Raw genomic sequence first — 13,571 nt, 5'->3', positions numbered from 1 at the left:
GGGACAGGTGGTGGCCGCGATTCTGGCACGGTGACCTCGTCCTCCCCCGCCACGACCGCGCCCGCGCCCGTCGGACGCCCCTCGCTCCTGAGCCGCGTCCTGACCCCCGAGGTCGCGAGCTTCCTGCTCGTGGGCGGCGCCGGGTACGTCGTCGACGTCGCGGTGTTCAACGCGCTGCTGGGGACCGCCCCGTTCGACCGCTGGGACCCCTCGGCGGCCCGGGTGGCGGCCGTCGCGGTCGCCACCGCCGTGACTTTCGCCGGCAACCGGCTGCTCACCTGGCGGGGCCAGAGCCGTCACGGACGACGCCGCGAGGTGGCCCTGTTCGTCCTGTTCAACGCCGTGGGCCTGGGCATCTCGGTGCTCACCCTCGTGGTCTCCCACGACCTGGTGGGGCTGACCAGCCGCCTGGCCGACAACGTCTCGGCCAACGTGGTCGGTCTGGCGCTCGGCACCGCCTTCCGGTTCTGGAGCTACCGGACGTTCGTGTTCCCGCCGGCCGAGGGCGCCGTTCCCTCCTCCGCCGACGCCCGCACCGCCGAGCCGGACCCGGGGGTGGGACGCCTAGAGTCGGTGGCGTGAGCCAGACCCGATCCCGACGCCCCGGCCCCTCGGTCCGCACCCGCGTGGTGGAGTTCCGCGACGGGGTCCGCACCGAGCACGAGGACCGGGTCGCCACCGAGGAGCCGCTGGAGATCCGGGTCACCGAGCCCGGTGCCCCGGCCCGTCGGGTCGCGGTCACGATGCGCACCCCCGGCCACGACTTCGAGCTGGCCGCCGGGTGGCTCGTGCACGAGGGCGTCACCACCCACACCGACGTGCGCGCGGTGCGCTACTGCACCGACACCGACCTGAGCGACCTCGAGGAGTTCAACGTCGTCACGGTCGAGCTGGGCGCCCCGGCCCTGGCGATGCCCGCGGCCCGGCTGGTCAACTCGGCCTGCGGCGTGTGCGGCACCGACTCGGTCCAGGACGTGCTGGCCGCCTGCCACCGTCCGGAGGCGGTGACCATCGCCCTGGACGTGCTGCTCGGCCTGCCGGACCGGCTGCGCGAGCAGCAGCCCGGGTTCGGGCGCACCGGCGGCATCCACGCCGCCGGCCTGTTCGAGACCGACGGCACACCGGTGGTGGTCCGCGAGGACGTCGGGCGTCACAACGCCGTGGACAAGGTCGTGGGCTCGCGGATCCTGGCCGGCCTGCCGGTGCCACCCGTGCTGGTGCTGAGCGGCCGGATCGGCTTCGAGCTCGTGCAGAAGGCCGTGGTCTCCGGGGTCTCCGTGGTCGTCGCCGTCGGGGCCCCCACCTCGCTCGCGCGCACCCTGGCCGAGGACGCCGGCCTGCTGATGGTCGGCTTCACCCGCGGCGGTCGCTGCGTGGCCTACACCGGGGCCGAGCGCCTGATCGCCTGATCGGGGCCCCGTCGACCCACTGCTGGGGCTCCCCCGGCGTGGGCGGAGCCGTTCTGTCGGTGCTCGCTCCTAGCGTGATCGGCATGCGCATCCTGCACACCTCCGACTGGCACCTGGGCCGCGCCTTCCACGGCGAGAGCCTGCTGCCGGCGCAGGCGGCGTTCCTGGACCACCTGGTCGCGACCGTGGTGGCCGAGGGCGTCGACCTGGTGGTGGTGGCCGGTGACGTCTACGACCGCGCGCTGCCCCCGGTGGACGCCGTGGAGCTGGCCGACGAGGCGCTGCACCGCCTGGCCACCACCGGCGCCCGGGTCGTGGTGACCAGCGGCAACCACGACTCCGCCCGCCGGCTCGGCGTCAACTCGCGCCTCGTCGACGCCGCCGGCGTCCACCTGCGCACCGACCCCGACCGGGTCGGCGACCCGGTCCTGCTCGAGCACCCCGAGGGCGGCGTGGCCGTCTACGGGCTGCCCTACCTCGACCCCGACGTCCTGCGCGAGCGCTGGGGCCTGGCCACCCGCTCCCACCACGCCGCGGCGGCCCACGCGCTCGAGCTGGTCCGGGCCGACCTGGCGACCCGACCGGCAGGCACCCGCTCGGTCGTCCTGGCCCACGCCTTCGTCGCCGGCGGCCTGGCCTCGGACAGCGAGCGCGACATCGCGGTGGGTGGGGTCTCCCTGGTCCCGCTGGAGCTCTTCGACGGCTTCGACTACGTCGCCCTGGGTCACCTGCACGGTCGGGCCCGGCTCAGCGACGCCGTGCGCTACAGCGGGTCCCCGCTGGCCTACTCGTTCTCCGAGGCGACCCACGTCAAGGGCTCCTGGCTCGTCGACCTCGGCCCCGCGGGGCACGCGCCGACCGCCGCGCGGTTCGTCGAGGCCCCCGTCCCCCGCCCGCTCGCGTGCCTCGACGGCACCCTGGAGGAGCTGCTGACCGACGACCGGTACGCCGACCACACCGGGTCCTGGGTCCAGGCCACCCTCACCGACGCCGTCCGCCCGGCCCGGGCGATGGACCGGCTGCGCACGCGCTTCCCCCACACCGCGGCCCTCCGGTTCGCCCCGGAGGGGGGCACCGAGCCCGCGGCCCCGCGCACCCCGGCCGGACGCTCGGCGCTCGACGTGACGCTGGGGTTCGTCGAGCACGTCCGCGGCCAGGCCGCCGACGACTCCGAGACCGCCCTCCTCACCGAGGCGCTGGCCTGCTGCCCGGAGGACCGCGACCAGGTCGCCGAGCTGATGCTGGAGCGGAGCCGGTGAGGCTGCACGAGCTCGAGGTCACCGCGTTCGGCCCGTTCGCGGGCACGGTCTCCGTCGACCTCGACGAGCTCGGCGCCAACGGCCTGTTCCTGCTCACCGGTGACACCGGGGCCGGCAAGTCGAGCATCCTCGACGCGGTCTGCTTCGCGCTCTACGGCGAGGTCCCCGGCGACCGCGCCTCCGCCCGCCACCTGCGCAGCGACCACGCCGCCCCGGACGCCGAGCCGCGGGTGGTCCTGCGCTTCACCGTCGGCACGCGCACCTTCCGGATCACCCGCTCGCCGGCCTGGGACCGACCGCGGCGCCGGGGCGAGGGCACCCGGCGGATCCAGGCCCACGTGGTCGCCGAGGAGCTGCGCGACCAGCAGTGGCACGCGTTGACCACCCGCCTCGACGAGGTGGGACACCTCGTCGTCGACCTGCTGGGGATGACCTGCGCGCAGTTCACCCAGGTCGTGCTCCTGCCCCAGGGTCGCTTCCAGGCCTTCCTCCGGGCCGGCTCCAGCGAGCGGCACGCGGTGCTGCAGCGGCTGTTCCGCACCAGTCGCTACGAGGACGTCGAGCGGTGGCTCGTCGATCGTCGGCTGGACCTCTCCCGCCGCAGCCGGACCCACCTCGACCGGTGCGCCGACGTCGTCTCCCGGGTCACCGAGGTGTCCGGGGCGAGAGCGCCGGCCGGTGGCGACGGGACCGACACCACGGGCGTGCCGGTCGACCTGGAGGCCCGGGTGGCCGACGGCGCGTTGTCGACCTGGGCCCGGGGTCTGCAGGACCGCGCCGGGCTGGCCGAGCGCGACTCCGCGGCCGACCTCGAGCGGGCCGACGCGGACCTCGCGGCGCGGCTGCACGACCTCGAGACCGCGACCACCCGCGAGCGCGACCGCGGCCGGGGTGCGGCCGCGCACGCCGTCCTGGCCGACCTGGACCGCACCTGTGAGGAGGCCCGCGCTCGCGCCGCGGGCCTCGAGCGGCACCGGCGGGCGGTCACCCTCGTTCCCGCAGCGGCACGGGCCGACCGGGCCCGGGTCGCCGTCGTCGCGACCCGTCACGAGGTCGACGACCGCCTGGCCGAGCTCGCCGGGCGGGCTGCGTCGCTGGGGGCCCCCGACCTGCCGGGCGACCTCGACCACGCACGCTCGTCCTCCCCCCACCCGGTCGGCTCCGACACCGAGGTGATCGACCGGTGGCACCGCCGCACGGTCGAGGACCTCGCCGTGGCCCGGTCGTGGCTCCCGCGCGAGGAGGAGGTCCGGGCGGAGGAGCAGCGCGCCCTCGCCCTGGAGCACCAGGTCGTGACCGCGCGCGGCCGGCTCACCCGCACGGGGGAACGGGCCGAGGAGCTCCGCGCCCTGCTCGCGTCGGCGAGCGCCGAGGTGGACGACCTCGAGGTCGTCGCCGCCGGGCTGGTGGCCGACCGGGAGGCCCTGGCCGGGGCCGTGGCCGGGCTCACCGCAGCGCGCCGGGCACGGTCGCTGCGGGCCGAGGTGACCGAGCTGCGGCGCCAGCTGAGCGAGGCGACCACCCGCAGCCAGGACCTGCGCGAGCGCTGGCTCGACCTGCGTGAGCAGCGGGTCAGCGGCATGGCCGGCGAGCTCGCCTCCAGCCTGGTCGTCGGCTGCTCGTGCCCGGTCTGCGGCAGCGCGGAGCACCCCTCCCCCGCCACCTCGGGATCGCAGGTGGGGCGCGTCGAGGAGGACGCCGCCCGCGAGCAGCACGAGGCGGCCGACTTCGAGCGCCAGGCGGTGCAGGAGATGGTGACGACCCGCGGGGCCGAGCTCACCCAGGCCGAGGCGGACGCCGCGGGGCGGCCGGTCGCGGCGTGGGCCGCGGCCCACGAGCAGGCCGCCCGTGCTTGCGAGCGGACGACGTCCGCCGCGCGGGACCTGCCGCGCCACCGCACCCGCCTGGGCGCGCTGCGCGAGGAGGAGCGCTCGGTGGGCGAGGACCTGGGCACCGGGCGCACGGTGCTGGCCGAGCGGCAGCGCGAGCACGCCGACAGCCGCGGGCGCGCCGAGCGACTCCGGGCCGGTCTCACCGAGCTGCTCGGCCCCGACTCCGAGGTGCGCACGGTCGCCGACCTGGTGAGGTGTCGCGCGACCCTGCTCGACCTCCTCGACCGCGCGCGTGCGGCCGTGTCGGAGCACGACCGGGCCCGGCGCGAGGAGCTCACCTGCCGCGAGTCGCTGGTCCAGGACGCCCGGGAGGTCGGGTTCGCCGACGTCGAGGAGGCGCTGTCCGCGGTGCTCCCCGCAGCCGAGTCCGACGCCCGCCGCGACGAGGCCGAGCGCCGCCGCGACGCGGAGGTGGCCAGCCGCGGCGTGCTCGAGGACCCGGCCGTGGTGGCGGCCCTGGAGGCCCCCGGGGCCGACCTGGACGCGCTGACGGCGCTGACCGCCGAGGCCACGAGGGCGCGCGACGAGAGCCAGGTGCGCCACCGGCGGGCCGTGGACCGGTCCCGTCGGCTGACCGAGCTGGGCACCGAGCTGGACCGGGTGCTGGCCGCCTGGGAGCCGGTGCGCGCCGAGCACGAGGTGGTCGCGGGGCTGGCGGCCCTGGTCGAGGGAAAGAGCGCCGACAACCAGTGGCGGATGCGGCTGTCGGCGTACGTCCTGGGCGAGCGGCTGCGGCAGGTCGTGGCCGCGGCCAACGAGCGGCTGGTGGGGATGACCGACCAGCGCTACACCCTGGAGCAGGAGGACGAGAAGGGAGCCGGCGAGCGACGCGGGGGGCTGAGCCTGCGCGTGCTCGACGAGTGGAGCGGCACCCGCCGCGACCCCGCCACGCTCTCGGGCGGGGAGACCTTCGTGGTCTCGCTCGCCCTGGCCCTGGGGCTGGCCGACACCGTCAGCCACGAGGCCGGCGGCACCCAGCTCGACACCCTGTTCATCGACGAGGGTTTCGGCACGCTCGACGCCGCCACCCTCGACCACGTCATGGACACCCTGGACACCCTGCGCGACGGCGGGCGCGTGGTCGGGCTGGTCAGCCACGTGGCCGAGCTCCGCACCCGGGTCACCTCCCAGCTGGAGGTGCGCAAGGGCCGGTCCGGCTCGACGGTGCGCCTCGCCCTGGCGCGTGGCTGAGCCAGGCCGGCGACCGGCCACTAGGGTCGGGAGCATGGCCGACGCCGACATCGATCCCAGCTTCCTGGCCCTGCCCCACCGCCGCCTCGGCGAGGTGGCCCTGGGCCGTGCCCGCGACTTCGGGGTCACCCACGCCGACTTCCGCTTCGAGCGCAACCGCTACCAGCACTTCTCGGTGCGCGACGGGTCGCTCGAGGGCGCCCAGGACAGCGAGGACCTCGGCTTCGCGGTCCGGGTCCTGCTCGACGGGGCGTGGGGCTTCGCCTCCGGGGTCGCCCTGACCGAGTCCGAGGCCGTGGCGGTGACCGAGACGGCGATCGCGGTGGCGCAGGTCGCGGCCCGGATGACCCGGCGTCGGGTGGAGCTGGCTCCCGAGCCGGTCCACGCCGACGTCACCTGGGCCGGCCCGGCCGTCCTCAACCCGCTCGAGGTGCCGCTGGCGGAGAAGGCCGGGCTGTTCTGCGACTGGACGCGCGAGCTGGTCGGTGCGGCCGGCGTCGACCACGCCACCGGCAGCCTCCAGCAGGTGCAGGAGAACAAGTACTACGCCGACCTGGCCGGCTCCTCGATCACCCAGCAGCGGGTCCGCGTCGAGCCGCACGTGGAGGTCCACGGCGCCGACGAGCGGACCGGCGCGTTCGACTCGATGCGCACGATCGCCCCGCCGGTCGCGCGCGGCTGGGAGTACCTCACCGGTGACACCTTCGACTTCGCCGCCGAGCGCGCCCGGCTGCCCGAGCTGCTGCGCGAGAAGCTCGCCGCCCCCAGCGTCGAGGCCGGCACCTACGACCTGGTCATCCACCCCTCCAACCTGTGGCTGACCATCCACGAGTCCGTCGGCCACGCCACCGAGCTCGACCGGGCGCTCGGCTACGAGGCGAGCTACGCGGGCACCTCGTTCGCGACGTACGACAAGCTCGGCACGCTGCAGTACGGCTCACCGGCCATGCACGTCACCGGCGACCGCACGACCGAGCACGGCCTGGCCACCGTCGGCTACGACGACGAGGGCGTCCAGACCCAGGCCTGGGACATCATCCGCGACGGTGTGCTGGTCGGCTACCAGCTCGACCGGCCGATGGCCCACACCTACGGCGCCGAGCTCAACGGCGGTCGCTCCAACGGCTGCGCGTACGCCGACTCCCCCGGCCACATCCCGATCCAGCGGATGGCCAACGTCTCGCTGCAGCCGGCCGCCGACGGGCCGGACACGGACGAGCTGATCAGCCGCGTCGAGCGCGGCATCTACGTCGTCGGGGACCGGTCCTGGTCGATCGACATGCAGCGCTACAACTTCCAGTTCACCGGCCAGCGGTTCTACGCGATCCGCGACGGACAGCTCCAGGGTCAGCTGCGCGACGTGGCCTACCAGGCCACCACCACCGACTTCTGGGGCTCGATGGAGGCGGTCGGCGGACCGCAGACCTACGAGCTCGGCGGCGCGATGAACTGCGGCAAGGCCCAGCCCGGGCAGGTGGCCTCGGTCAGCCACGGGTGCCCGTCCGCGCTGTTCCGCGGCGTGAACATCCTCAACACCACCCAGGAAGGGGCCGCGTGATGCGTCCGCACCCGCAGCAGCTCGTCGAGCACGCCCTGGCGACCTCCACCGCCGACCAGTGCGTCGTCGTGGTCGAGGACAGCACCAGCGCCAACCTGCGCTGGGCCAACAACACCCTGACCACCAACGGGGTGATGCGCTCGGTCGAGGTCACCGTGATCTCCTTCGTCGGGGCGGGCAACGCCTCGGTCAGCGGCACCGCCGCCTCCCCCGAGCAGGTCTCCGCGCTGGTCGAGCGCGCCGACGCGGCCGCCCGGCTGGCCGCTCCCGCCGAGGACCGGGCCGAGCTGATCACCGGCGGCTCCGCGGGCGATTGGGACGACCCGGCCGGGGAGACCTCGATCGCGGTGTTCACCGACTTCGCCGCGCGTCTCGGGGAGGCCTTCGACCGCGCCGAGCGCGAGCAGCGGATCTTCTACGGCTTCGTCTTCCACGAGGTCACCACCACCTACCTCGGCACCTCCACCGGCGTGCGCCTCCGGCACGAGCAGCCCACCGGCCACTACGGCTGCACCGGCAAGGACGCCGCGCTCACGAACAGCGCCTGGGTCGGCGGATCGACCCGCGACTTCCGCGACGTCGAAGCCTCGCGGGTCACCGACGAGCTGGTCGACCGGCTCTCGTGGGGCACGCGTCGCCTCGAGCTGCCCGCCGGCCGCTACGACACGGTCCTGCCCCCGACCGCGATGGCCGACCTGGTCGTCGACGCCTACTGGTCCTTCGGTGCGCGCGACGCCGCCGACGGCCAGAGCGTCTTCTCGGCCCCCGGCGGCGGCACCCGCATCGGCGAGCGGGTCGCGCGGCCCGGCGTACGGCTGTGGTCGGACCCGTCCGCCGACGGGGTGCAGTGCCAGCCGTTCGTCGTGGCGGGCTCGTCCTCGGGCGCGACCAGCGTCTACGACAACGCCCAGCCGCTCGGTGCCACCGACTGGCTGGCCGACGGCACGCTCACCTCGCTGGTCCAGACCCGGCGCACGGCCACCGAGCTCGGCCAGCCCCTCACGCCGTACGTCGACAACGTGGGGCTGACCGTCGACGGCGGCGTCGGCAGCGCACGCGACCTCGCGGCCGAGGTGCAGGACGGGCTGCTGCTGACCTGCCTGTGGTACATCCGCGAGGTCGATCCCCAGACCATGCTGCTCACCGGCCTGACCCGCGACGGCGTCTACCGCGTCGAGGGCGGCGAGATCACGGGGGCGGTGAACAACTTCCGCTTCAACGAGAGCCCGGTCGACCTGCTCAAGCGCTTCACCCACGCCGGCGAGACCGTGCCCAGCTTCTCCCGCGAGTGGGGCGAGGACATGTTCTCCCGCACGGCCACCCCGGCCCTGCGCGTCCCCGACTTCAACATGAGCTCGGTCTCCCAGGCCCTCTAGTCGCGGCGCCGGCCCCCCGCCGAGGAGGCTCGTCCGGCGGCCGAGGAGACTCGCGTGGCGGACGAGGAGGCTCGTCTGGCGGGCGAGGAGGCTCGTCTGGCGGGCGAGGAGGCTCGTCTGGCGGGCGAGGAGGCGCGTCTGGTCACCGGGGTCGGGAGCACCCTGCGGTCAGCGACCCCAGGAGGTGGGCGGCCCGAGGGCCAGGAGACCGGTGAACACCACGGCGACCCCGACGACCGCGACGACGGCGGCGACGAGCGGAGCGCGCAGGCACGCCGACACGACCCGCTCGAGGGCGGACCCACCCTGCTCCTCCCGCAGCCTCCACCGGTCGGGGAGGCCGCCCGCCGCCTCGACCCGACGCTCGAAAGGCCAGCTCAGGTAGGGCACGAACGCCGACGCCAGGCCGAGCACGGTGCGGCCCGGGCGCCACCGGGCGTCGACGCCCACCAGCAGGGTGACCAGGCAGTAGGCGAGGAACACGAACCCGTGCAGCCCGCCGCCGACCCGCACGAGCACCTCGGTGCCGTCCAGGAGGTACTTGACGACCATGCCGAGGAGCAGCAGCGTCCAGGTCACCAGCTCGGCGCGGGCCAGCGCGCGGAACAGCCGGAGCGGCGTCATCAGGCGCCGTCCGGGTACGGCGTGCGGGTGTAGACGAAGGTCGCGCACTCGAGGTGGTCGACCGCCCCGTCCCCCCGGCGTACGACGTGCAACTCCTCGCCCCGGTGGTAGCCCGCCACCCCGACGACCCGCCGACCGGCGTGCGCGGGCGTCCCCTCGGCGAAGCGCTCGGCGACCACGGCACCGCGGGCCAGGTCGCGCAGCTCCAGGTGGCCGTCGCTCCAGCGGGCCTCGAAGGCCGAGTTGCCCCAGAACCACGTGCCGAGGAGCTCCTCGGCCCAGGCGGAGACCCCGCCGGCCGGGGTGGGTGTCCACGCACGGGTGGGGCCCGGGGTGTGGGTGCCGAGCAGGGCCAGGGCGAGCTCGTCGCCGGAGAAGCCGGTGGTGGCGTTGGTCAGGGCGACCACGCCGACGCCGCTGAGGGCGTCGACCAGGCAGACGGCCTGGAAGCCGGGCATCGAGCCGGTGTGGCCGACCAGGACGCCGTCGGACCACGGCACCAGCCGCACGCCGAGGCCGTAGTCGAGCGCGGGCTCGACCGGCTGGCGCATCTCGCGCAGCGTGGCGGCGGGCAGCACGGCCGGGTCGCCCTGCACCAGGAAGGCGGCGAGCTGCGCGAGGTCACCGAGCGTGCTCCACAGCTGACCGGCGGGTGCCATCGCGCCGGTGTCGTGGGCCGGCTCGCTGGTCAGCGTGCCGCGCAGGTGGTCCACCGACCACCCGGCGGCGGCGGGCGCGGTCGGCGTGCACGAGGTCTGCGTCATCCCGAGCGGGTCCAGCACCCGGGTCTGCACCAGGGAGCGCCAGGACTCGCCACGGAGCCGAGCGACCACCTCGCCGAGCAGCCCGTAGGCCAGGTTGCTGTAGTGCCAGAACTCGCCTGGCCCGGCGACCGCGAGCGACCCGTCGTTGCCCGCCAGCAGGTCCTCGACGCCGCCGCCCGGCGAGCGCTCCCACCACGGCCCGGCGGGCTCGCTCTGCAGGCCCCCGACGTGGGCGAGCAGCGAGCGCAGCGTGCGGTCGGCGTACCCGGTCTCGGGCAGGAAGCGGCCCACGGGGTCCTCCAGCGACAGCAGGCCCTCGTCGCGGCACTGCAGCACCAGCACGGCCGTGACGGTCTTGGTGATCGAGCCGATCCGGAACCGGGTGTCGGGGTCGACCTGCTCGCCCGCCGCGCCGGCCCACGTCAGGCGGCCGGCGTCCAGGACGCCGGCCGCCAGCGTCGGCAGCCGCCGCTCGGCCTGGTAGCGGTCCAGGACGGCCTGGAAGTGGTGGCCCCGCCCGGTCACCCGGGCCGAGGCACCGCTCACGCGAAGGCCTCCGGCGGCGGGCACGAGCACACCAGGTGGCGGTCGCCGTAGGCCTGGTCGATGCGGCCGACCGGCGGCCAGTACTTGTCGGGGTCCGGGCCCTGGGGGAAGGCCGCGACCTCGGCGGAGTAGGCCCGCTCACCCTGCTCGAGCAGCACCGCGGTGGTGTGCGGGGCCCCACGCAGCGGCGAGGACTCCGGGGTCCACTCCCCCGCCTCGACCTGTGCGATCTCGCCGCGGATGGCGATCATCGCCTCGCAGAACCGGTCGAGCTCGGCGAGGTCCTCGGACTCCGTCGGCTCCACCATCAAGGTGCCGGCCACGGGGAAGCTCATCGTCGGAGCGTGGAAGCCGTAGTCCACGAGCCGCTTGGCCACGTCGTCGATGGTCACGCCGCTGGTCTTGGTGATCCCGCGGACGTCGATGATGCACTCGTGGGCGACGTGGTCGTTGTGCCCGCGGTAGAGCACCGGGAAGTGCTCGTCGAGGCGCGCGGCGACGTAGTTGGCGGCCAGGACCGCGGTCGCCGTCGCCCGGGTGAGGCCCTCGGCGCCCATCATCCGCACGTAGGCCCAGGAGATCGGCAGGATCCCGGCCGAGCCGTACGGCGCTGAGCTGATCGGACCGATGCCCTCGCGACGGGTCTCGTCGGGGTGCCCCGGGTGGCTGGGGAGGTACGCCGCGAGGTGCTCGCGCACGCCGACGGGACCCACGCCCGGGCCGCCCCCGCCGTGGGGGATGCAGAACGTCTTGTGCAGGTTCAGGTGCGACACGTCGCCCCCGAACTCACCGGGCTTGGCGTAGCCGAGCAGGGCGTTGAGGTTGGCGCCGTCGACGTACACCTGCCCGCCGGCCTCGTGGACCACCTCGCACAGCTCGGAGATGGTGTCCTCGTAGGCGCCGTGGGTGGAGGGGTAGGTGACCATGATCGCGGCGAGGTCGTCGCGGTGGGTCTCGCACTGGGCGCGCAGGTCGTCCATGTCGACCGAGCCGTCGGTCGCCGACTTCACGACGACGACGCGCATGCCGGCCATCACCGCGGAGGCGGCATTGGTGCCGTGCGCCGAGGACGGGATCAGGCAGACGTCGCGCTCGCCGTGGCCGTTGGCCCGGTGGAAGCCGCGGATGGCCATCAGCCCGGCCAGCTCGCCCTGCGACCCGGCGTTGGGCTGCAGCGAGACCCGGTCGTAGCCGGTGACCGCGCACAGCCAGGACTCCAGCTGGTCGACCAGCACTCGGTAGCCCTGGGCGTCCTCGGCGGGGGCGAAGGGGTGCAGGTCGGCGAAGCCCGGCAGCGACACCGGCTCCATCTCGGTGGTGGCGTTGAGCTTCATCGTGCACGAGCCCAGCGGGATCATGCCCCGGTCGAGCGCGTAGTCGCGCGCCGAGAGCCGCCGCAGGTAGCGCAGCATCGAGGTCTCGGACCGGTGGGTGTTGAAGACCTCGTGGGTCAGGAACTCGGTCTCGCGGCGCAGCTCGACCGGGAGCGCGGTCCCGACGGTGGCGTCGGCCAGGGAGCCCGCCGGCACGCCGAACGCCCCCAGCACACGCTCGAGCACGGTCACGTCGGTGACCTCCGAGGTGGACAGCCCGACGTGGTCGGCGTCGACGTGGCGCACGTGCACCCCGGCCTCGCGGGCGGCGGCCACGACCTCGGCCGCCCGACCGGGCACGCGGGCCAGGACGGTGTCGAAGAAGGCGTCGTGGACGACCTCGACGCCGCCGTCGCGCAGGGCGTCGGCCAGCGCCACGGCCTGGGCGTGGGTGGCGCGGGCGATCGCGGTCAGGCCGTCGGGGCCGTGGAAGACGGCGTACATCGAGGCGACGACGGCGAGCAGCACCTGCGCGGTGCAGATGTTGGAGGTCGCCCGGTCACGGCGGATGTGCTGCTCGCGGGTCTGCAGCGAGAGGCGGTACGCCGGTCGGCCGGCCGAGTCGACGGAGACCCCGACCAGGCGGCCGGGCAGGTGCCGCTCGAGACCGGAGCGGACGGCCATGAACCCGGCGTGCGGGCCGCCGTAGAACAGCGGCACGCCGAAGCGCTGGGAGGAGCCGACCGCCACGTCGGCGCCGAGCTCGCCCGGCGACTCCAGCAGCGTCAGCGCGAGCAGGTCGGCCGCGACCACGGCGAGGCCGCCGCGCTCGTGGGTCTGCTCGATCACGGTGCGGGGGTCGAGCACGCGCCCGGAGGCCCCGGGGTACTGCACAAGGCTGCCCGAGACCCGCTCGAGGTCGGCCGGCAGGCCGTCGACCAGGTCGGCCACGACCACCTCGAGGCCCATCGCGGCGGCGCGGGTGCGCACGACCTCGATGGTCTGGGGCAGCGCGTCGGCGTCGACCACGAACGGACCGGTCGACTTCTTGTCCGCCCGGCGCACGAGCGTCATGGCCTCGGCGGCCGCGGTGCCCTCGTCGAGCAGCGAGGCGTTGGAGGTCGGGAGACCGGTGAGGTCGGCGACCATGGTCTGGAAGTTGATCAGCGCCTCGAGCCGGCCCTGGCTGATCTCCGGCTGGTACGGCGTGTAGGCGGTGTACCAGCTGGGGTCCTCCAGCACGTTGCGCCGCACGACCGGCGGCGTGATCGTGCCGTGGTAGCCCAGGCCGATCATCGGCACCAGCGGGTTGTTGCGGGCGGCCAGCTCGCGCAGCTCCAGCGCCGTGGCCTGCTCGGTGGCCGCCGGAGGCAGGTCGAGGGCGCCGGCGCGGATCCGGCCGGGGACGGCGTCGTCCATCAGCGCCTCGAGGCTGCTCACCCCGATGGCCTTGAGCATCTCGGTGACCTGGGCGTCGTCGGGACCGATGTGGCGCTCCGCGAACGGGCGGGACGTGAGCAGGTCGGACAGGCGTGCGTCGGACATGGGACTCCAGGTGGGAGAGGGGGTCTGAGGCGGGCTCAACGGTCGATCGGTGAGTGCGCCTCCCCTCAGCCAGGACGCGTCGCGTCCCTCCTGA

At 74.9% G+C, this 13,571-nt stretch carries 9 protein-coding genes; 6 read left to right on the top strand and 3 right to left on the bottom strand.

Features of this window, described 5'->3' with window-relative positions; all coding sequences use genetic code 11:
- The first annotated feature begins 30 nt into the window (after positions 1-30).
- From ACYVDA_RS14750 to ACYVDA_RS14725, 6 genes are all read left to right on the top strand, one after another.
- Complete coding sequence (locus ACYVDA_RS14750; protein ID WP_460819166.1) at positions 31-582, top strand: GtrA family protein; 552 nt, start codon at positions 31-33, stop codon at positions 580-582.
- Entirely contained in the window at positions 579-1,409 is an 831-nt protein-coding gene (locus ACYVDA_RS14745) for a formate dehydrogenase accessory sulfurtransferase FdhD (protein ID WP_460819165.1), read from the top strand. Before ACYVDA_RS14750 ends, ACYVDA_RS14745 begins: the two co-directional genes overlap by 4 nt.
- 83 nt (positions 1,410-1,492) lie before the next feature.
- On the top strand, positions 1,493-2,668 hold the full coding sequence (locus ACYVDA_RS14740; protein WP_460819164.1) for an exonuclease SbcCD subunit D: 1,176 nt from the start codon (positions 1,493-1,495) through the stop codon (positions 2,666-2,668).
- Positions 2,665-5,751: an AAA family ATPase gene (locus tag ACYVDA_RS14735; protein ID WP_460819163.1), complete on the top strand. Its 3,087-nt coding sequence runs from the start codon at positions 2,665-2,667 to the stop codon at positions 5,749-5,751. Before ACYVDA_RS14740 ends, ACYVDA_RS14735 begins: the two co-directional genes overlap by 4 nt.
- A 34-nt stretch (positions 5,752-5,785) precedes the next feature.
- The gene (locus ACYVDA_RS14730; protein ID WP_460819162.1) at positions 5,786-7,309 is read left to right on the top strand and encodes a TldD/PmbA family protein; all 1,524 of its coding nucleotides are present in this window, start codon (positions 5,786-5,788) and stop codon (positions 7,307-7,309) included.
- A complete protein-coding gene (locus tag ACYVDA_RS14725) occupies positions 7,309-8,685 on the top strand; it encodes a metallopeptidase TldD-related protein (protein ID WP_460819161.1) in 1,377 nt (458 codons plus the stop codon). Before ACYVDA_RS14730 ends, ACYVDA_RS14725 begins: the two co-directional genes overlap by 1 nt.
- A 168-nt stretch (positions 8,686-8,853) precedes the next feature.
- On the opposite strand, the gene ACYVDA_RS14720 is transcribed toward ACYVDA_RS14725, so the two are convergent.
- The 3 genes from ACYVDA_RS14720 to gcvP are packed head-to-tail and all read right to left on the bottom strand — an operon-like array spanning position 8,854 to position 13,477.
- Positions 8,854-9,309 (bottom strand): DUF3817 domain-containing protein, encoded by a 456-nt coding sequence (locus tag ACYVDA_RS14720; protein WP_460819159.1) that lies wholly within the window; start codon positions 9,307-9,309, stop codon positions 8,854-8,856.
- Positions 9,309-10,619, bottom strand: a complete 1,311-nt coding sequence (locus tag ACYVDA_RS14715; RefSeq protein WP_460819158.1) for a serine hydrolase domain-containing protein — start codon at positions 10,617-10,619, stop codon at positions 9,309-9,311. The genes ACYVDA_RS14720 and ACYVDA_RS14715 overlap by 1 nt, the downstream gene beginning before the upstream one ends.
- Positions 10,616-13,477, bottom strand: a complete 2,862-nt coding sequence (gene gcvP, locus ACYVDA_RS14710) for an aminomethyl-transferring glycine dehydrogenase (RefSeq protein WP_460819157.1) — start codon at positions 13,475-13,477, stop codon at positions 10,616-10,618. Before gcvP ends, ACYVDA_RS14715 begins: the two co-directional genes overlap by 4 nt.
- Between the last annotated feature and the right edge of the window lie 94 nt (positions 13,478-13,571).

Source organism: Nocardioides korecus (genome assembly GCF_054778395.1).
This window is presented reverse-complemented; position numbering and strand designations above follow the sequence as displayed.

What these genes read in the sequence shown, in the direction of transcription:
- ACYVDA_RS14740 (WP_460819164.1), top strand. Translation starts at nt 1,493, where the DNA reads ATGCGCATCCTGCACACCTCCGACTGGCACCTGGGCCGCGCCTTCCAC.
- ACYVDA_RS14730 (WP_460819162.1), top strand. Translation starts at nt 5,786, where the DNA reads ATGGCCGACGCCGACATCGATCCCAGCTTCCTGGCCCTGCCCCACCGC.
- ACYVDA_RS14725 (WP_460819161.1), top strand. Translation starts at nt 7,309, where the DNA reads ATGCGTCCGCACCCGCAGCAGCTCGTCGAGCACGCCCTGGCGACCTCC.
- ACYVDA_RS14720 (WP_460819159.1), bottom strand. Translation starts at nt 9,309, where the DNA reads ATGACGCCGCTCCGGCTGTTCCGCGCGCTGGCCCGCGCCGAGCTGGTG.
- gcvP (WP_460819157.1), bottom strand. Translation starts at nt 13,477, where the DNA reads ATGTCCGACGCACGCCTGTCCGACCTGCTCACGTCCCGCCCGTTCGCG.